Consider the following 20,731-nt stretch of genomic DNA (forward strand, 5'->3'; position numbering starts at 1 on the left):
ATTTAATATTATATAAATTATAATTTTTCCTTTCATTTTATTTCAGTATCAGGTTCTTTTATCTTTTTTATTTGTTCTCTCAGAAGTGTTTTTATTTCTATAAAATCATTCAATGCACTTTGCTTTTTTATAGTATCATTTCGTAGATCTACTCCTAAATCTTCTTTTTTAGGTTTGGGGATTATACCTTTTTGAGTATCAAAATATCTATTAATAAAATTAGTAATAAAAACATCTGAAATCACTAAAGGTCCTCTAAACTCAAACAGATTATCTGACAGCTTCATAACATCATCAGTTGTACAAAGATAATTAATAAGAGATATACCACCCTGTAATGCTTTTACCCATGCATAAGCTTCAATTGTTATGGGAATAGATACAAACCCTACAATTTTTTTAAAATTGTCTAACTGTATTTTTTTCTCTTGAGCAATGGAATAGACAAATGACATTTCCATACTTCGGTTGTAAATAGAAACCTGCTGTAAGAGCTTAAAAAACTCAGATTCAGGATTAATTTTAAATTCAGAAAAACTTTCTATATTGAATACCTTATTTATAAATATCTCTTTATGTAACAAATTATCCTTAGTACCACTAAGGAACTTACGTCTAAAATTATGAATTAATGTATTTTTTTTAGGCATATTGTTATCTATTGAGTGGGCACTATATTTCATTTCCTGAAAATGTCCTGAAACAATATATCCACCTCTGTCCATATATATAGTACATGTTTTAACAATACGATCGTGATTAGGTATATTATTACCTATACCAGTTGTTTCATATTCACAATAATTATCTTCCACCCAGCTTATAGCAGTAAGGCAAGCATCTAAACTATCTGTATACTTGTTTCCTGTATACATTTGAATAGACTCATTCAATGTAAATGCAATACAAAATGAATTACTAACCCGTCTGTGATAAGGATATAAATCTTTTTCTTCTTGTCCTAAAACCAGTTTTTCAGGTAAATATATCTTGTTACTCATCGCTTTGTGTTTTTTTCTTTCTTGTTTTTTGTAATGTTTCTCCTAATAACTCAAATTCACTGGTTACAAAATAGATTTTATCATCTGTGAATTTTAGAAATTCTTTGCTCTCATTCATTCTAGCACATTGTACATTTGTAAGCTGTATTGGACCTCTGATTTTTCGTACTCTATCTGCTAATACCTGTCCATCATCAATAATACCCGTTAAATAACTTAACACTCCAAATATCTCTTTAAAAATAGATGCACCCTTGTATTTATCAAAAGAGTTAGCTAGAAGAGGACTATCGACTTCAAGTGCAATTTTATCAGCTGTTTCATTTATTTTGCTCAGGAAACTTTCTGCACTTTCTGTTCCTGCAAATACATAGGAAATATCAGCTCGACGATTGAGACGACTCACTTCTTTTACGAAATCTCCAAAAATATCATAAAACATGTGAGACTCTGTTGTTTTAGTTCCAAAGTTGATGTTTCTTTTCATTCCATTGGAAAAGATAAGTTTATGATCCAGAATAACTTCATCATGAAGATCTTTTCCTTTTGATTTTAAATCATATCGAGTTCTCTGAAATATAGCTTTATCACTATTTCCTGATTTTTCAATATTCCTTTCCTGGGAACCAATTTTTCTGTCCGTTTTGTAAGTAATTAGATCCATTCCTCCTTCTACAAGTTCTCCCCGGTTATTGATGTAAATATTCAACAAATACACCCAATTATGAAATTTGTATTTATCCGTAGAATTTAAATCATAGGCTTCAAAACGAATGATGGAAGTGATCCCTGTAAGACACATTTCTACATTGAAGTTACTAACTCCCAAATCTGTAATTGGCATTTTTTTATTAGTGGTATGCCCAAATACACATTGATACCAGTCATATCTGGGGTGGGATTTCCATGGTTCATAGACTTTAGGATCATCAAAAACAATTCCTCCTTCTTCACCCAATTCTTGATATTTTTCTCCTGCTGACGAGATAATATTACCATCAGAAAACATCAGATGGTCTCCACCTGTTATCTTGGTATACTTTCCTTTTACAATTCTTATTCTGCTCATTTTTAATGGGAATTAGATTTGTCACCTCCGTTATTGTATACTGTTTTTTGAGAATACTTTTTTATATTACCTTCTGACTGAACCTCCATATCCTGAGTACTGTACTCTTTTCTGTCTTTTTTAGATTCTGATATTACATCCCCATCAATCATTTCCATCAGTTTACCAGTTATGAAATGGCTTGCATTTCCTGCTATAGAGCTTATATAGTTGATACCTACTGTTTGAGTATAATTCAAGGTTGCAGAAGTCATAATATTAGTACCTGCTATTACACTTACGTTTTGCCCTGCATTAATACTTACGTTTTCTCCAGCATTGAAAGTCATATTCTTTGGTGCTGTCACTGAAATATTTCCTTGTCCATCCATAAAATAAGTATTACCACTTGGATCAATAATATTTACACTTCCTTCAGCATCATTCATCAAAATACGGATTCCGCTTCTGGTTTGAATGGATTTTAGGTGATTATTGACTCCGCCACCCAGTGCGACATTTCCATGGAACATTCCGCCCATTGCAAAAGGGAAATCTGGATGATGATATTCAAAACCTACCATTACTTGATCTCCAATTTCAGGAATGGCTACAAATCCTCTGTTTTGGCTTATTGCATCTGTTCCTCCTGCATCTGGACTCATCATTCTGATAAAACTTGTTGTGTCATTTAGTTGCCAATCGAATTGTACCTGTATTCTTCCCTGGTTTAAAGGATCAACATTGGAGATGACAGTTGCGATTTGTGGCTCTGCTTTAGGTATTGCAAAATGAGGCTTTGGCATAAAACCTGTTCCTTCAGCAATCGCTTCAAAACTTCCTGTATAGTATCCTCTGGCATCAACTTCGTGACTTACTTCAGTAATCATTAAAGCGGTAAAATGTGAGGTTTGATTGCTGTCAGGTTTCCTCATGGCTAAATCTGCTACACAACCAATATATAGAAATGGAACTGTTGTTTCTCCTGACACGGTAAAAACATCTACTGCCTTACTTCCTCTTGCGCTCTTTTGAGAATCATCCACATCACGAAACATATTGGCATTAATGGGAGTAGGGGTTAATGAACGGGTTTTAAAGATGCTATCATTCAATTCATAAGCTTTGGCTGATAATTCACCTAAATGCTTAATCCGACTATCAATACCTAACATTTTTGTATGACTGCTGCTGTTATAGCCAAAGTATTCAGGCTTTGTATGTACTGCCTTCAGTTCTATTGTTACATCATTTATATTACTGCCATCAATAAGTTTAATAGACTTTTCATTAGGTGGGAGCTTCCCAAAGTGGAGTACTTCACCGTCATAATAAAACTGTTCTCCATAAGCTTCTGCAATTCTGGCAAGATAGTTATAATGAGTCTCACAATACTGTGCACTGTAGTTGATGTAGCTATTGTTTTGAGTTTCTACTCTAAAATCAAAGTCATTCGTTCCTAATACTTCCTTAATAATCCTGTCTGCAATGATGGAAGTATTAACAGACTGCCCACCCCCAAAACTTTGAGTATGTGGAGCAGAATCCATTAGAATGGTTGGACTGTAGCCTTTGAGTACAATATTTCCTAAGCTCATCTTTTCCTTGCTGAATGATACATTTGTAATAATTCCTACAAATGTTCTCTCTGGGTTTTCGTGTTCTGGATCTTTGTATTTGAACGTTACAGTCAGCCGTTTTCCCATGAACTGCCTTGCTTGTTCAAGATTGTAGTTTTGGGTTTCATTCAAAGAATCATGAGCAAGAATAAGCTCAAAACTATGATGTGTTTTAGCACTCTGTTGTAAACGGAAATGTTTAAAATGATTAATGAGCTTTCTCCCAACCACAATATCAAGCTTAATGACCCGATTGATGCCCGAAATATGGTTCTCAGAAATCTTCTCTGAGTTTGAGATATTTTTTTTCATAAGATCATGTGTGTTTTTAATTATATCACCATATATAGATAAAAACAATGCCAAAATAGTTTTTTTTCAGTACTATTTTAAAAATTGTAGTAGAACTATGAGTATATGTTATCAAATAATTTAATAGATATCTTGTAATCTGTCTTTTATTTATATTTGAAATAGTAGATAAATAACAATCTTCAATTGGTCTTTAATAGGAAAGGGCCATAAAACAAAATCGCAACACATCAATAATGAGGTGTTGCGATTCTAACAAGATCGGCGGCCTCTACGAGGCCGCCGATTTGATTTATCATATATTAAATACTGTTATTCAGTATCATATTTACCAATCACTTTTTGAGTAACTCCCGAGCTGCTGAAACCTCCATCATGGAAAAGATTCTGCATGGTTACTTTTTTAGTAAGATCAGAGAATAAAGTTACACAATAGTCTGCACATTCAAGAGCTGTAGCGTTTCCTAGTGGAGACATATCTTCAGCATAACCAAGGAATCCACCGAAACCTTTTACACCACTACCGGCAGTAGTCATTGTTGGAGACTGAGAAACCGTGTTTACACGTACTTTTCTCTCTCCCCAATAGTTTCCGAAAGTTCTTGCGATACTTTCAAGGTAAGCCTTGTTATCAGACATATCATTGTAATCAGGGAATGTTCTCTGAGCTGCAATATAAGTAAGTGCAAGGATGCTTCCCCACTCATTCATACAGTCTTTTTCCCAAGCCACACGCATTACTTTATGGAAAGAAACCGCTGAAATATCCCAGCCTTTTTCCAACCAATCGTAGTTCATTTCCGTATAATGTTTTCCTTTTCTTACATTGATAGACATTCCGATAGAATGAAGGATAAAGTCGATTTTACCAAATTTTGCAACCGCAGCATCAAAAAGTTTTTCAAGATCTTCGATAGAAGTAGCATCTGCAGCAATCACTTCAGAACCTGTTTTTTCGGCTAAACCATTAAGTTCTCCCATTCTCAAAGCGATAGGAGCGTTAGATAAGATGAATTCTGCACCTTCCTCATGACATCTCTCAGCAACTTTCCATGCGATAGATTGTTCATTAAGGGCTCCAAATATAATTCCCTTTTTGCCTTTAAGTAAACCGTATGACATAATTTTTTAATGTTTATTGAAATACAAATGTAGCAATAATTGTGGTTATGACATAATAAAAATGGAGCCTTATCAATTATAAGGCCCCATTTTCTTGAAAATATTTATATGACTGAAATTTTAATTGGTTTTCTTGTTCCATTCTGCCTTCACATCCTCTGCTGCATCTTTAGTTTTTTCCCAAGCTTCATCTGCTTTATCTTTAATATCTTCCCATGCATCGGATACATTAGCTTTTACCCTGTCTAGCCAGTCTTCCTGTTTGGCTTCTTCGTCATTATTCCGTTTTTCATTAATATAGTCCTTGGCTCTGTCTGCCAATTCATTGATTTTCCATTTGGCATTTTCCGTTGCATTCTGTAAAGAATTTTCTACATTGTTTACTGCATTTTCCGCTTTGTTGTAATCTGAATTGTTCATAATACTATAAATTTGGTTTGGTACTATTGAATAAACAATAACCATTCCTAAATCAAGATGGCTTTGTTAAACTTTTCATAATCTTTTGTTATACTTTTCTAAATCAGTTTACCTTTATCTCTATAATATGAAAATTATGGAAAAAGTACGCTGTGCATGGTGCGAAAAAGATGATCTCTACAAAAAATATCATGATGAAGAGTGGGGGAAACCTGTGTATGATGATGAAACTATATTTGAATTTCTTATTCTGGAAAGCTTTCAGGCAGGTTTGAGCTGGTATACCATTTTGTCTAAAAGAAACAACTTCAGAAAAGCTTTTGACCATTTTGATTATAAAAAAATGGCTGCTTATTCTGACCAGAAAATAGAAGAGTTAATGAATAATGCCGGAATTATCCGAAATAAGCTTAAAATATTAGCTACAATAATCAATGCACAGAAATTTATGGAAGTGCAGACAGAATTCGGAAGCTTTTCAAAATACATCTGGGGATTTATAGATGGAAAACCCATCGATAATAAACCAAAAACTTTATCAGATGTCCCGGCAACAACTGAAATTTCCGATACCATTTCTAAAGATCTTAAGAAAAGAGGATTTAAATTCGTGGGTTCAACAGTTATTTATGCTCATATGCAGGCCACGGGTATGGTGAATGATCATATTGAAACTTGTTTCATTAGAAAGTGATAAATTATATTTTATTCAATTTTATGTGATGTTTTTTATTTATTGTGTAAGTGATTTATCTGGTTTATTTGATTTTAATTCACTAAATATTAATGAATAATGTGTTGTGTAAACTATTGTTAATTAGAAGTTTTTTCATTTTAAAGTGAATAGAGACTGTTTTAGTCACTTTAATGTGTTTTAAATTATTGAATTTTTAATAAAACCATGTATTTATTAAAAAGTTTGTATATTTGCACCTCCGAAAAAATAGGTGATGCAAGGAAATTATAAATTAAGATTTAGTCTTCTCTTTTTACTCTTTACTTTTTTTACGTTTGCGCAGGTTGGAATTGGTACGCCAAATCCTGATACTTCTGCTATGCTTCATGTAAGTGCTAAAGATAAAGGAGTATTGCTTCCAAGCGTTGCCCTGATTTCGGATACGGATATTACTACAGTTTCTTCTCCCGCAGATGGTCTTATTGTATGGAATAACGGAAAAGCTGGATTAGCGGAAGCTGGATTTTATTATTGGTTTGCTTCCAAATGGAATAGACTGTCAACGTCTGCTAATACCAATAAAGGAATTGATGGTGCTGGATGGAATACTATGGGAGAGAATGCAGGAACATATAGTGGAGCCAATACTGCTTTGTCATTAGGAACAAAAACAATGGATGACCTGGTCTTTAAAGTAAATGCTGCCACAGCAGGAAGATTAGGAGTAGACAACTCTGTAAGTTTTGGTTTAGGGGCTAATGCTGGCCAGAACGGGATTGCTATCGGAAGTTCAAGTTCTGCATTTCAGGGGATTTCCATTGGTAGTGCTGCTGCAGTCTCAGCAAATGATGCATTAGCAATAGGAAATAAATCAACAGCTGGCGCTTTTAAGTCAACAGCTATTGGATATAATGCACAAACCAGTAAAAATGAATCCACAGCCATTGGAAACAATGCTTCAGCAGGAGGTTTCCAATCTATTGCATTGGGATATAATGCAAAAACAAATACAAACAGTGAAACCGCTTTAGGATATAATACTGTTACTAATAAAGAAAACTCTACAGCAGTAGGTTCAGGAGCTAATGCTCTGGGACAATTTTCTACTGCCATAGGATATGGAGCAAATACCTCTCAGGCCAATGCTGTTGTGTTGGGGAATAATAATGCGAATGTAGGCATTGGCACAGGGGCTCCAAATACTTCTGCAAGATTGGATGTGAATGGGCAGTATAAGCTTGGTGAAAAAGGCAGTGTACAGAAAAACCAGATCAGTTTTGAAGTATGGCCGGGAGTTTCCATTAATAATATGCCTTCGGGAAAATCTGCTACATTGGAAATTGCAGTTCCATCAGGATTTCAACCAAGTTCTACAAGGGCCGTTGTTGTTGTCTCTCCAGCCGGAGATTTTGCAGGGAATTCAACATTCTCCATTTCTAATCCAAGAATGACTTCCACTTCAAGTATTGTGATTAACCTTACCAATATTTCCGGAAGTGCCAACAGTCTAAACTCTGGTCACTTTTATGTGATGATCAACGAGTTTTAAATTTGATAATAAGTTTTATTATAGTTGATATGGTGTTAAAGCTCTCCGGTTTCGGAGGGCTTTTTTTATAAAAATACCTATCATGCCTCTTGCAGATTATTAATTGATTGCTCATACAAAATTAATATTTTAAACAAATATATTGTGTGCAAAATAAAATAAGTATTTTTGTTTTTAAAAATAAATTGTGATGGCTCTTTCAGAACACTTATGCTTTAAGACCTATGCTGTTTCAAGATATATTACAGGCTTATACAAACCTTATCTGGATGAAATTTCATTAACTTATCCTCAATATCTGGTAATGCTGGTCTTATGGGAAAATGGAGGAATGAACATAGGGAAGATCGGTGAACATCTTCATTTGGATAATGGAACTTTGACTCCATTACTTAAACGCATGGAAAAACATGGTCTTTTAAGCAGAACCCGCAGTGTGAATGATGAGAGAGTAGTGCTTATCAGCCTTACCGAAAATGGAGAATCCCTGAAAGATAAAGCGAGGCATATTCCGGAAGCTGTTCAGGAGTGTTTTCATCTGGATGAAGAAAAAAAGAATCAATTAATGTCTGCGCTGGACGAAATATTATCAACACAATCCATTTCCAAAATATGAAGAAAATAGGAATTATAGGCTATGGCTGGCTTGGAGAGAGAATTGTACCCGCCTTATCAGCTCACTATGAAATATATACCACCACTACCACTGAAGAAAAAGCTGAAAAACTTAATGCTAAAGGACTGCATGCTATAATTGCCAGCTTTCCGGATTATCAGCTTTCCGGACCTTATCCCAAATGGGATATGATGGAAAGCCTTGACGTTTTAATTATTACCATTCCGATTTCGGAGAAAAGTTGTTGTGTAAGCTCTCTTTACAACAGAATTCAAAATTTAGCAGCATTTGTTGGCGACTTTAAAGGACAGATATTTTTAATGAGTTCTACAGGTGTTTATCCCGATCTAGATAAAGAGTTTACCGAAGTTGATATTCCTGTTGAAAAAATTTCAGGAGAACGAATGATAAAAAGCAAATATTCACAGGTAAATATTCTGAGACTTGGAGGGTTGATGGGAGACAATAGGCTGCTGAAGAATTATAATATCAGTAACCTGGAAGCAGCTGTTAATCATATTCACTATGTAGATATTGCGGGTATTCTCTTAAATATGATCGAAAATGAAACAGAAGGATGTCTGTATAATGTAACAGCTCCGTTACATCCGTCAAAGTCTCAGGTAATCAATGCCCAGAAAAATATAGAGGATAGGAAAGGTGCCCTTGAAGTAAAAGGAAAGAAAGTCCTGTCTTCAAAATTGGTTTCAGAACTGGGATATGATTTTCAATATCCTGATCCACGGACATTTCATAATAATTAGCTTGAATAAATTAATTTTCATCAACAATATCAAAAAGATCCCTTAAGACAGGGCTTTTTCAAGCGAGGCTCATCTTAATATTCTTAAAATCTTAATTATAAATTCAATAGGAACGGGCTTTAGTCCGTTCTTTTTTATCAAGATTCCATTGGCTTTAGCCAAACTTATAAAAAAGCCCCCGAAAATAATTTCCAGAGGCTTGTATTCAATAGAAACGGCATTTGCCATTTAATTTTATCTAAAAATATTCCTTTACCTCAATTCAATCTGCTGATCGGTATGAAACAGGAGGTGAATTGTCCTATAAAGATTTATTTAATAATTCTGTCAAGAACCCAAGTGATCAGGTTTTTCTCAGAATTGTGGTGGTCTGTAGAGAACTCTCCACGTCTTCTGTTAGCAACTACATTATTTACCGTAATAGCTTTGTGGCCTAATAATTTTGAAAATGCATAGATGGCAGAAGTTTCCATTTCAAAGTTGGTTACTCCAAGGTCATTCAATGTTTCAAGGAATTTATCATCCACAGCCTTTAAACGAAGCTGTCTTCCCTGTGGTGCATAGAACCCAGGAAATGTAGCTGTATTTCCGTGGTATTTGGCATCTTTGTAATATTCACCCATTTCTTCTGCCCAGTCTGAGAAGTAAAGCATTGGTTTGATCTTTTCGTAAGGGAATCTTTCCACGAAGCTTTTTGAAAACTCATTTTCGAAGCTGTAATCCTGGTAGAAGTGCATTAAGCCATCTAATCCTACTACGTTTTGAGTAACCAGCATATTATCAACCTGTACATCAGGATTCACACTTCCACAAGTTCCCATACGGAATAATTCAAGTGCTTTGTGCTCCGTTTTGAACTCCTTGTTTTTAAGATCGATATTTACCAGAGCATCCAGTTCGTTCATAACGATATCGATGTTCTCAGTTCCGATACCGGTAGACATTACTGTGATTCTTTCCCCTCTAAGTGTCCCCGTATGGGTGTAGAATTCTCTTTTATTTTTTTTGATCTCTACGGTGTCAAAATATTTTGAAACCTTTGCTACTCTGTCCGGATCACCTACAAGGATGATTTTATCTGCGATATCTTCAGGTAAAAGGTTCAGGTGGTATACACTTCCGTCTTCATTCAGAATAAGTTCTGAGTCAGCAAGCTTGTTTAGCATAATTTATATTTTTTTGTTTTTAATTAATGAAAATTGCTTCCTTATAAGGCGAAGCCATGAGTTGGTAAATAGAGTCATATTCTTCAATAATCCTTTTTTGCCCATTGATTACTTCATATACTGTAACAATGGTCTTTTCAATATTTTTAGGATCTTTTCTCTGTGAAGTGATCTCATAGAAATGATTATCTTTTTTAAGAACAGAGATCAGTTCTTCTTTAGTAGAATTATTGGAAGTCATCATTCCCGGAAACTCTATAACAATGTCTTTAAGTTCTGTATAGGTTTTGTAAGGTCTGGTTACTCCATTGGAATACACATAAACGTTGGGGATCTCTTTATCTTTTTCCAGGCGGATCAGATAGTAATCACTGCCTTTTTTTTCTGCATATACAGCCATTTCCTGCTGTTTTAAGGGTTGTTTTTCTGCTTGCTTTTTCTTTTGTGAAAATGCAGTAAGAGAAAGAAAACTTGCTGTAACAGCCAACAATAGTTTTGTTTTCATACTTCTGTTTTAGTTTTGATGTGTTGAATTTAATTAAAAAACTCCTCTCCCAATAACCTCTCGCCATTATTATTGCCGGTATTTTAGAATAAACCGTTCCTTAAAGAATAATGAATCTGATTTCGGGGTTTAAAATTAGTGAAAAATATTGTATCAGAAATATAAACATTATTTAATCTGCTATTAAAGTTAAGATAATATCAGATTAATAGCTTTGCCGCTAAAAATTCATGAGATCTTATCCACTGCTTGTGGTCATCCTTTTAATAGGATTCGCAGTAATGTCCTTTAATCCTGTTTACAAAGGAAAAGAAAGTGAGAATACATATATTAATAAAGGCTTAACTGATTTTAAAGGTAAGCTCGAGCAGCTGAAGTCGGATGTACGGGAGTTCTCTGAAGATCGTATTTCTCTGGAAGAATTGCAGGCATCATTGAAGAATACGAGAAATTCATTTAAGGAAATAGAGTTCTATATTGCCTATCATTATCCTGAATTTACCAAAACCCACCTTAATGCGGCTCCTCTTTTTCATATTGAGGCAGCAGGTACCTCTGCCTATACACTTCCGCCTGAAGGATTACAGGTTTTAGATGAACTGATATTTTCTGAAGAAGCGGGAAATGAAAAAGAAAAGATCAAAACCATTACCGATTTTTTATATAACAGTTATTCAGGGTTCTACCTGAGTGCCATGAAAAATGGAATGAGTAAAGGAAACAACAAGACTTTGCCCTTGCGTATAGAATTAATCAGAATATATTCCCTTGGGGTAACAGGTTTCGATACTCCGGGTTCCTTAAATATTTCCGAAGAAGCCAGTCACGCGTTTTCAGGAATGCAGAAATATATTAATGATGATCCTTATTTTAAAAATTATAATACCCAAAAAGCAGATCAGACCCTAACGCAAGCCATCAGCTATCTTTCAAAAAATAAAGATTTTGAAGCCTTTGACCGGATTGAATTTTATAAAAAATATATTCAGCCTTTGTATGAAGAACTGGGAAAATGGGACGGAAAAGCTGATGACCTGAAAGAGTTTTCCGGCTGGAATGCCAGCAATAAAAATTTTTTCAGCAGTGATTTTCTGGATCCTTATTTTTATTCATTGCTGAAGTCTTCGGAAGATAATCCGGATCTTAGAAGCCTTGGGAAATCAATTTTCTATGATGAGAATCTAAGCGGTAACGGTAAAATGAGCTGTGCAACCTGCCACCTTCAGGAAAATGCTTTTACTGATCTTAAAACCAAGTCTCCAAGCAATGTGGAAGGGAAAACTGTACTGAGAAATTCACCGTCTCTGTATAATGCTGTTTTTGCAAAAAGATTTTTCTATGATCTGCGTGCTTTTTATCTCGAACAGCAGGCCGAACACGTAATTTATAATGAAGATGAGTTTAATACAAGCTATGAAAGTATTGTTCAGAAGCTAAAAACAAAACCTGAATATAAAAAGGCTTTCCGTACTGCCTTCAAAGATGGTAAGATCAATAAAGAAAACTTTTCAAAGGCCTTGAGCTCTTATGTAGCCTCGTTGTATTCTTTTGACAGTGATTTTGACCGTTTTATGAGAAATGAAAAGAATGTTTCTGAAGAGGTGAAAAAAGGGTTCAACCTGTTCATGGGAAAAGCGAATTGTGCCACCTGCCATTTTGCTCCTCATTTTTCAGGGTTGGTTCCTCCATTTTTTAATGAAAATGAGTCTGAGGTTCTTGGGGTGACTGCAAAACCTATTAAACAACTTCCTATAGAACTGGATCAGGATCCCGGAAGGGGAAATAGTCCGGTGAAAAAGGAAAAATCATGGATCTATGATTATTCATTCAAAACGGTTACTGTCAGAAATATTGCGCTTACAAAACCTTATTTCCATAATGGAGCTTTCAGTACTCTGGAAGAGGTTCTGGATTTTTACAATGAAGGTGGTGGAGAAGGGTTAGGACTAAAAATGAAGAATCAGACCCTTGCGCCGGATAAATTAAACCTTACCCAGACGGAAATGAACCAGATTATTGCCTTTCTGAATGCTCTTACGGATGTGAGTAAAGCGAAGTAAGCGAATTTCAGGATAGAGAAGCTAGAATTTTACCATATCTAATTAAACCTAACAGATTTCTAAAACCTGTTAGGTTTTCTTGTCTATGAAGTAAGAGTATTCCCGAAAACAAAAGGCTTTTTCTATTCCCACACCCGCATCACTAAAAATAGACGCTGATTATTTAACAGAAATTTAATCCCCTTAACATTAGGTTTTAAATTAATTAATATTCTCCCACCCATATTTAAAGTCCTATTAACAGGAACGTGCTCTTTAAAAAATAGTTTTGCAAGGTCTAATAAATCAAATTAAAAATGAAGAAAAAACTACTAACAATTGGAGCTTTGGCTCTATTTGCTGGGTCAACCATTCAGGCGCAGACCATTATTTTTGATAAAGGAACATCCTGGAGCTACCAAGACCTTGAGCAGGCACAACCTGATGCATGGAAGACCAAGACCTACGATATCTCTTCCTGGCCTGCTGGTAATAGCCCATTAGGATATGGTGATCCTGTTACTACTACCATTCATGGCGGTACTACTGGTCTGATTACAGCATATTTTGCAAAGGATTTTACCGTAAACCTTTCAACACTTTCCGATAATATGGAGCTTGGAGTAATGAGAGATGATGGTATTGTAGTTTATCTTAATGGAGAGGAGGTAGTAAGAGATAATATGCCTGCAGGTACGATTACATACAATACTTTCTCAAGTACAACAATTGATGGTGCAGCTGAGAATGTATATAATATTTTCTCTATTCCAAAATCAAAATTTATCAACGGTGTTAACAGAATTTCTGTTGAATTACATAACAGAAGTGTAAGCAGTTCAGATCTTAGAATTGATGCTTACCTGAAAACAACATCTAATACTACACCTACACCTGTTGTATGTAACGGATCACACATTAGCTGCTTTACTTCAATTGTTCCTACTGCACAAACCAATAAACTTATTATTCCTGCAGAGCATAAATATCAGCTTATTTTAAAAGAAGGTGATAACTATACTGAAGGTGGAGGTTTAGTAGGCGGTCAGAACGACTTTACAGCATATGTTGCCAAATCAGGAAGCAGTACAAATGGTTACCTTTCAGTAAACCATGAAACCAATCCGGGTGGGGTTACTATGGCTGAGGTTAATTATAATGTTGGTACAAAGCTTTGGCAGTTGACAAGATCAAGAGCGGTAAGTTTCTCAGATCCTAGTTTAGTGCAAACAATCAGAAACTGTTCGGGAGGAGTTACTCCTTGGGGAACTGTAGTAACAGCAGAAGAATCTGTAACTTCTAATGATTCAAACAGTGACGGATACAAGGATTACGGATGGTTGGTAGAAATTGATCCTGCAACAGCTCAGGTTATTTCTAAAAATACTGACGGTTCTAAAGGGAAACTTTGGCAGATGGGAATTATGAACCATGAAAATGTGGTGATTAATAACGCAGGAACTACTGCGTATTATGGCGAGGATGGTGGAACTCACATGGTGTATAAATATGTGATGGATACACCAAATAATCTTGCTTCAGGAAATCTTTATGTATTAAAACTGGATCAGGGATTAACAGCAGCAGGAGATCCGGCTGGAACTACAGCAACATGGATTCAGGTTCCTAACAAAACGAAAGCAGATCAAAATAATACAGCATCACTTGCTCAGTCATTAGGAGGAACAAGGTTTAATGGAGTAGAAGATGTAGATATCAGCCCTCTGGATGGGAAAATCTATTTCACGGCAAAAGGGTTAGATAAGGTTTACCGTTTACAGGATAACGGAGCAACAGCTTCTCAGGTGGAGACATTCGTAGGAGGTGCTAACTCTGTATACTCTTTTGAAACAGCACAAGGTTTAAAATCTGAAGCATGGGGCGATGGAAATGACAACCTTACTTTTGATGAACTTGGAAACCTTTGGGTGCTTCAGGATGGTGGTAAAAACTATATCTGGGTAATTGCTCCGGATCATACACAGGCCAATCCGAAAGTAAAATTATTTGCATCTATGCCGGCAGGATCTGAACCTACAGGATTAACATTTACCCCTGACCATAAATTCGGGTTCTTCTCTATCCAGCATCCGGATTCTACCATCTCTACAGATGTTGATGCTACAGGAAATACGATTGACTATAGAGGGAAATCAGCTACAATAGTTATTGCTCTTAAAGGAAACCTAGGAACACAAGGTTCTTTAGGAACAATTGAAAACTTAGCTTCTGAAAATACAGTAACAGTAGCGCCGAACCCAACCTCAGGAATGGTGAAAATCAATTCGCCAAAAGGCTTAAAAGATATTTCTGTAACTGCTTATAGTATGGACGGAAAAATTGTTTATAGCAAGAAGTTCAATGGAACGAACAAAGCATTAGACCTTGATTTTACACAGCAATTGGAAGGGTCTAGAGTTTTAATTCTGAATATTGAAGCAGAAGGAGGATTCCAGAAAACGATAAAACTTTTAAAGAAATAAATTATTTATAATTCCGCCTGTTGGTGACGAAAGTTACTGGCAGGCATTTTCTGTTTATGAAATCGCCATGACTTGCAAACACAAACATACGTCAGAATGATGTGATTTCCTATGGCTTTTAAAAAACTATCAACATCTTCATATGAAAAAGCTTATCCTGTTTATTTCCATTTTATCTTTGTCCAAGGTTAATGCTCAGATTGACCCAGTTAAATATCCTACTTTTACAAATATTGAAGACGCTCTGAACAGCAAAAAAGCTGTTTACAGTATGAGCTTTAGGGAAAAAGGAATGTTTAATCTTCCTCCTCAAATCGTAAAACTGGATTCATTGTTCTTTTTAAATGTAATGGCAAATAAGCTTGAGAAAATGGATCAGGAGCTCTTTAGGTTAAAAGAACTAGAATTTTTGAATGTGAACGAAAACAGCATCAAATATATTCCCGATGAAATCAGTCAGCTCAGAAAACTCACCACATTCTCTATGAATTTGAATAGTCTGACAAGCATCAATCCTAATATAGCAAAGCTGCAAAATCTTAAGGTAGTTCATTTTGATGCCAATAATCTTAATACTTTTCCCGAGGCACTTATGAAAATTCCTGCCTTGGAAGAAATAAATTTACAGGGAAATCAGATAAGTTTTATTGCCGACCGGTTATATCAGATCAAAAATCTGAAGTTTTTAAACCTGGCAAATAATCAGATCAATGATATGGGAGACCTATCATTTCCCCAAAATTTAAAATATCTTGAATTACAGCAGAATGCAATTGGCAGGCTTCCGGAAAATCTTTTTAAAGCCCGGGAACTTGAATTTCTGAATGCAAGTGATAACAATATCACTGAAATTTCATCCAAAGTAAAAGGATTAAAGAACATTGTAAGCATGAATCTGGCTAACAATAATCTGAAAGATATTCCTGTAGAAATCAGTCAGCTTAAAAATCTGAAAACTTTGATTCTTACAGGAAATCCTATAGAAAAATCCAGAATTGAAAAGTTAAAAACCTTACTTCCGGAAACCCAGGTCTATTTCTAGGCCTATCCGCCAACACGTTTGGTTTTATAACCCATATCTTTAAGGATAGCCATTATTTTATCACGGTTGTCACCCTGGATGATAATCGTTCCATCCTTCTCAGAACCGCCTATTCCTAAGGTGGTTTTTATTTTCTTTGAGATTTTTTTAAGGTCTTCTTCACTGCCTTCCCAACCCTCAACTACCGTTACAGGCTTTCCGTTTCTTCCCTTCTTCTCAAATTTGCATACCAATGGTTCTTTCTGCTTGAATTCTTCTTCAGGCATTTCAAAATCCTGCTCTTCATGTGCAGGAAAAAGATTCTTCAATTGATCACGTAAGTCCATACTGCAAAATTAAAAAAGATTTATGGATTTATAAAAAATCTGTTTCTGAAATTGTAAACCTTTTTTAGAGAAATATATTTCATCAAATTCTAAAGATGAGGTTGGATATCGAAAAATATAGTTTCAAACTTAGATCCGGTACAATTTTTTATATTTTTGATCGTTACGTTTAAAAACTAATATGAAGACCAATCACATTCTTCCTGCTTTACTTTTAGCTTTCGGGATGACAAACGCTCAAACCGGTTTTTCCACAGATCCATTGAATGCTATTTTTGAAACAAAAGATACTGAAAACTTCTGGAAAGCATTTGATAAAATGGATACCTCAAAACAAAATCCATTCATAGACTATATGAAAAATGGTTCTCCCGGAGTGAAGGGCTTCACCGAAAACAGAATCATCAATGCAGACTCTTTACACACAATGGTAAAAAAGAGAAAAGCAGATTACCTGGAAAGCCGCAATATTTTATCAGGGTTAAAACAAAAAGAAAAAAGAATCCGATCCATTTACGCAGGAATGAAGTACTGGTATCCTGAAGCTAAGTTTCCACCCATCTATTTTGTATACGGAAGATTCAATGCCGGAGGTACATTCTCCAAAGACGGTGTGATGATCGGAACTGAAAACCTTAGAAATCTGGATGGCATTGTAGGCCTTATTTCCCATGAGCAGGTTCATTTTCAGCAGGATATTAAAGGGAAAGATAATTTGCTGAAATATTGCCTTATGGAAGGGAGTGCAGATTTTATCAGTGAGCTGGTTTCAGGAGAAACTAATAACAGTCCATTTTATCAGTATGGTGAGGCTCATTCCGACAAATTATACAGAGAATTTGTAACGGTATTAAAAACAAGCAGTCCCATGGATTGGCTTTACGGGACCACTAAAAAAGATGACCGTCCCAATGACCTCGGATATTGGATGGGATATAAAATTTCTGAAGCCTATTTCAATAAACAGACAGATAAGCATAAAGCAATTCGGGATATTTTAAATATTAACGATCCTTTATTGTTCTTAAAAGAAAGTGGCTTCTTAGATTCTTATATCAAAGAATATACAAAGAAAAACAATATGAAGTTCGAAGACTTTTTTAAAGAATAATTTCCCTTAAATTAGAGTGAAAGCCTTTGTAATCATACATAGGTTTTTTGAAAATCTCCGATTTTCCTATCCATAAACATCCGTGTAAATCTGTGGGATCTGTGGGAACATAAAATCGTTCACTGTTTTTTTCTTTTTATTCGGAATAGATGAGTAGAAAGAAATTTCAAGGTTTCAAATTCTTCTATTCATCGGAAATTAGGTAAATTTGTGTACTAAAGTTTTACAAAATGTCAAAAAAAGCAATATTAGCAATCCTTGACGGATGGGGACTGGGAACAAACCCTGAAGTTTCTGCCATAGACAAAGCAAATACACCATTTATAGATAGCTGTTATCAAAAATTTCCACACACAACCCTTGAAGCAAGCGGCTTGGCTGTTGGTCTTCCTGCGGGGCAGATGGGAAATTCCGAAGTAGGACATATGAACCTTGGAGCCGGAAGAGTTGTTTATCAAAATCTGGTAAAACTGAATATGGCTGTTGAAAATGGAACACTGGGACAGGAAAAAGTGATCCAGGATGCTTTCGAATACGCTAAAAAAGAAAATAAAAAAATACATTTCATCGGATTGGTTTCCAATGGAGGAGTACACTCACATATCAATCATCTGAAAGGTTTACTGACTGCTGCAAAAGAATTCGGCTTGAATGAAAATGTATTTGTACATGCATTCACTGACGGAAGAGACTGTGATCCGCATTCCGGTTTAGGTTTCATTGAAGAACTTCAGGACCATATGGAAGCAACCACCGGAAAACTGGCTACCATCGTAGGAAGGTATTACGCAATGGACAGGGATAAGAGATGGGAGCGTGTAAAGCTGGCTTATGATGCTCTTGTAGAAGGAGTAGGAGAGCAGAGTACAGATGCATTGGCATCTATCCGTGCTTCTTATGACAATAAGGTAACGGATGAATTTCTGAAACCTGTCATCTTAATGAATACAACAGCTACAGGAAACATTGTACCGGTAGCAAAAATTATTGATAATGATGTAGTGATCTGCTTCAACTTCCGTACAGACAGAGGAAGAGAAATTACAGAAGTTCTTTCCCAAAAGGATTTCCCGGAATATTCAATGAAAAAATTGAACCTTAACTATATTACGTTAACCAACTACGATAAAACATTCCAGAATGTTCAGGTTGTTTTTGATGAGAATATTTTAACGGAAACAATGGGTGAAGTTTTGGAGAAGAATGGGAAAACTCAGATCAGAATTGCTGAAACCGAAAAATATCCCCACGTTACATTCTTCTTCTCAGGAGGAAGGGAAGAGGAATACAATGGGGAGAAAAGATTATTGTGCCCAAGTCCAAAAGACGTTCCTACCTATGATTTAAAACCTGAAATGTCTGCGTACGATATTACTAATGCTATTGTTCCGGAACTGGAGCAGGGAACAGCAGATTTTGTATGCCTGAACTTTGCCAATACAGATATGGTAGGGCATACAGGTGTGTTTGAAGCTGCAGTAAAAGCTGCAGAAACAGTTGATGCATGTATCGAAAAAGTAGCTACAGCAGCCTATGAAAATGGATATGCAGTGTTCATTCTGGCAGACCACGGAAATTCAGATGTTATGCTGAATCCTGATGGAACTCCTAATACCCAGCACTCAACAAATCTTGTCCCTTTTATTGTGATGGATAAAGATCATACATGGAGCTTAAAGCCCGGTAAATTGGGGGATGTAGCCCCTACAATCCTTAATGTAATGGGGGTTGAAATACCAAATGCAATGACAGGAGATATTTTAGTTAGCTAAAATTCAATAATATTGTTAAAAAAATGCCGTTATAGTTATATATCGGCATTTTTTTATGATTTATGTCAGATAAAGTATGAGTTGCATACTTTATTATGCGCTAAATAATAAATAAATCATATCTTTGTTAATTAAAACTGAATATAAAAATGTATCAAAAGCTTGTTAGGAAAGAAGTAATGGGATTATTGGAAAAGGAAGTAGGTTCTTTTCTTGATAAATTTTTAACTCCAATTGAAAAAATTTGGCAGCCTTCTGATTATTTACCAGACCCTTCAAGCGACGAATTTAAACATGATCTGGAAGAAATTCAGACTTTTGCCCGTGAAATGCCTTACGATCTTTTTGTAACATTGATTGGAGACTGTATTACGGAAGAAGCTCTTCCTTCTTATGAATCTTGGTTAATGGGTGTTGACGGAATTAATCAGGAAGAAAAAGTAGGCTGGGCAAACTGGGTAAGAGCCTGGACTGCAGAAGAGAACAGACACGGAGACTTATTAAATAAATACCTTTACCTATGTGGTAGAGTAAATATGAGAGAGGTAGAAATTACCACTCAATATCTTATTAATGATGGATTCGACTTGGGAACAAGCATGGATCCATACAGAAACTTCATTTATACAAGTTTCCAGGAAACAGCAACCAATATCTCTCACAGAAGAGTAGGCACATTGGCTAAACAGTCCGGAAACGGAAAATTAGCTAAAATGTGTGGTGTAATTGCTGCTGATGAAGCAAGACATGCAAAAGCTTACAAGCATTTCGTAGCTAAAATCCTTGAAGTAGATCCATCAGAAATGATTCTTGCCTTCGAAGATATGATGCGTAAGAAGATCGTAATGCCAGCTCACCTGATGAGACAGTCAGGACAGAAAGCAGGTGAACTTTGGGGGCATTTCTCAGATGCTGCACAAAGATGTATGGTATATACCGGTCAGGATTATATCAATATTATGAAAGATTTGTTAGATGAATGGAAGATTGAGCACGTAAAAGGTCTTACAGAAAAAGCTGAAAAAGCTCAGGAATACCTGATGAAGCTTCCTGGAAGACTACAGAAGATTACCGACAGAGTTTCTACTCCGGATCTTCAGTTCCAGTTTAACTGGGTTAAGAGCTAGTAGCCCATATTATTATTTTAAATTATAAAAGTA

The 20,731-nt window shown here is 35.5% G+C and carries 18 protein-coding genes; 10 read left to right on the forward strand and 8 right to left on the reverse strand.

Annotated elements, in window-relative coordinates:
• Nucleotides 1-32: 32 nt before the first annotated feature.
• The 5 genes from WH267_RS15590 to WH267_RS15610 all read right to left on the reverse strand — a co-directional run bounded on the left by WH267_RS15590 (nt 33) and on the right by WH267_RS15610 (nt 5,522).
• Nucleotides 33-1,001: a hypothetical protein gene (locus tag WH267_RS15590; RefSeq protein WP_340009530.1), complete on the reverse strand. Its 969-nt coding sequence runs from the start codon at nt 999-1,001 to the stop codon at nt 33-35.
• The gene (locus tag WH267_RS15595) at nt 994-2,070 is read right to left on the reverse strand and encodes a hypothetical protein (RefSeq protein ID WP_340009532.1); all 1,077 of its coding nucleotides are present in this window, start codon (nt 2,068-2,070) and stop codon (nt 994-996) included. The genes WH267_RS15590 and WH267_RS15595 overlap by 8 nt, the downstream gene beginning before the upstream one ends.
• Nucleotides 2,071-2,072: 2 nt before the next feature.
• A complete protein-coding gene (locus tag WH267_RS15600; protein WP_340009534.1) occupies nt 2,073-3,980 on the reverse strand; it encodes a type VI secretion system Vgr family protein in 1,908 nt (635 codons plus the stop codon).
• A 312-nt stretch (nt 3,981-4,292) separates the two neighbouring features.
• Complete coding sequence (locus WH267_RS15605; protein WP_089733984.1) at nt 4,293-5,102, reverse strand: enoyl-ACP reductase FabI; 810 nt, start codon at nt 5,100-5,102, stop codon at nt 4,293-4,295.
• Nucleotides 5,103-5,222: 120 nt separating this feature from the next.
• On the reverse strand, nt 5,223-5,522 hold the full coding sequence (locus tag WH267_RS15610) for a hypothetical protein (protein WP_115968936.1): 300 nt from the start codon (nt 5,520-5,522) through the stop codon (nt 5,223-5,225).
• 136 nt (nt 5,523-5,658) lie between these two features.
• Between WH267_RS15610 and WH267_RS15615 the strand changes: the two genes are divergently transcribed.
• From WH267_RS15615 to WH267_RS15630, 4 genes are all read left to right on the forward strand, one after another.
• Nucleotides 5,659-6,216: a DNA-3-methyladenine glycosylase I gene (locus WH267_RS15615; protein WP_340009538.1), complete on the forward strand. Its 558-nt coding sequence runs from the start codon at nt 5,659-5,661 to the stop codon at nt 6,214-6,216.
• Nucleotides 6,217-6,472: 256 nt separating this feature from the next.
• A complete protein-coding gene (locus WH267_RS15620) occupies nt 6,473-7,747 on the forward strand; it encodes a hypothetical protein (RefSeq protein ID WP_340009540.1) in 1,275 nt (424 codons plus the stop codon).
• Between the two features lie 190 nt (nt 7,748-7,937).
• Nucleotides 7,938-8,363 (forward strand): MarR family winged helix-turn-helix transcriptional regulator, encoded by a 426-nt coding sequence (locus WH267_RS15625; protein ID WP_340009542.1) that lies wholly within the window; start codon nt 7,938-7,940, stop codon nt 8,361-8,363.
• On the forward strand, nt 8,360-9,127 hold the full coding sequence (locus WH267_RS15630; protein WP_340009544.1) for a hypothetical protein: 768 nt from the start codon (nt 8,360-8,362) through the stop codon (nt 9,125-9,127). Before WH267_RS15625 ends, WH267_RS15630 begins: the two co-directional genes overlap by 4 nt.
• Before the next feature lie 311 nt (nt 9,128-9,438).
• Here the strand turns inward: WH267_RS15630 and WH267_RS15635 are convergent, their stop codons facing one another.
• Together WH267_RS15635 and WH267_RS15640 are read right to left on the reverse strand one after the other, a co-directional pair.
• On the reverse strand, nt 9,439-10,293 hold the full coding sequence (locus WH267_RS15635; protein WP_340009545.1) for a nucleoside phosphorylase: 855 nt from the start codon (nt 10,291-10,293) through the stop codon (nt 9,439-9,441).
• A 19-nt stretch (nt 10,294-10,312) separates the two neighbouring features.
• Nucleotides 10,313-10,798 carry a hypothetical protein gene (locus WH267_RS15640; RefSeq protein WP_340009547.1) on the reverse strand — a complete coding sequence of 162 codons (486 nt, stop codon included), beginning with the start codon at nt 10,796-10,798 and terminating at the stop codon, nt 10,313-10,315.
• A 230-nt stretch (nt 10,799-11,028) separates the two neighbouring features.
• Here WH267_RS15640 and WH267_RS15645 point away from each other — a divergent pair, with 230 nt between their 5' ends.
• The 3 genes from WH267_RS15645 (at nt 11,029) to WH267_RS15655 (ending at nt 16,362) form a co-directional block, all read left to right on the forward strand.
• A complete protein-coding gene (locus tag WH267_RS15645; protein WP_340009549.1) occupies nt 11,029-12,858 on the forward strand; it encodes a cytochrome-c peroxidase in 1,830 nt (609 codons plus the stop codon).
• Nucleotides 12,859-13,154: 296 nt separating this feature from the next.
• A complete protein-coding gene (locus tag WH267_RS15650; protein WP_340009551.1) occupies nt 13,155-15,320 on the forward strand; it encodes an alkaline phosphatase PhoX in 2,166 nt (721 codons plus the stop codon).
• A gap of 142 nt (nt 15,321-15,462) precedes the next feature.
• Nucleotides 15,463-16,362, forward strand: coding sequence for a leucine-rich repeat domain-containing protein (locus tag WH267_RS15655; RefSeq protein WP_340009553.1), 900 nt, complete (start codon nt 15,463-15,465; stop codon nt 16,360-16,362).
• A gap of 2 nt (nt 16,363-16,364) precedes the next feature.
• Here the strand turns inward: WH267_RS15655 and WH267_RS15660 are convergent, their stop codons facing one another.
• The gene (locus WH267_RS15660; protein WP_115968927.1) at nt 16,365-16,688 is read right to left on the reverse strand and encodes a translation initiation factor; all 324 of its coding nucleotides are present in this window, start codon (nt 16,686-16,688) and stop codon (nt 16,365-16,367) included.
• Nucleotides 16,689-16,869: 181 nt separating this feature from the next.
• On the opposite strand from WH267_RS15660, the gene WH267_RS15665 reads away from it, so the two are divergent.
• From WH267_RS15665 to WH267_RS15675, 3 genes are all read left to right on the forward strand, one after another.
• Entirely contained in the window at nt 16,870-17,799 is a 930-nt protein-coding gene (locus tag WH267_RS15665; RefSeq protein WP_123319372.1) for a DUF2268 domain-containing putative Zn-dependent protease, read from the forward strand.
• A gap of 230 nt (nt 17,800-18,029) precedes the next feature.
• Nucleotides 18,030-19,571, forward strand: coding sequence for a 2,3-bisphosphoglycerate-independent phosphoglycerate mutase (gene gpmI / locus WH267_RS15670; protein WP_115968921.1), 1,542 nt, complete (start codon nt 18,030-18,032; stop codon nt 19,569-19,571).
• Between the two features lie 149 nt (nt 19,572-19,720).
• Nucleotides 19,721-20,698: an acyl-ACP desaturase gene (locus WH267_RS15675; protein WP_123319370.1), complete on the forward strand. Its 978-nt coding sequence runs from the start codon at nt 19,721-19,723 to the stop codon at nt 20,696-20,698.
• Nucleotides 20,699-20,731 lie beyond the last annotated feature (33 nt).

This window comes from Chryseobacterium sp. MYb328 (assembly GCF_037572595.1).
In the GTDB taxonomy this organism is placed as follows: domain Bacteria; phylum Bacteroidota; class Bacteroidia; order Flavobacteriales; family Weeksellaceae; genus Chryseobacterium; species Chryseobacterium pennae.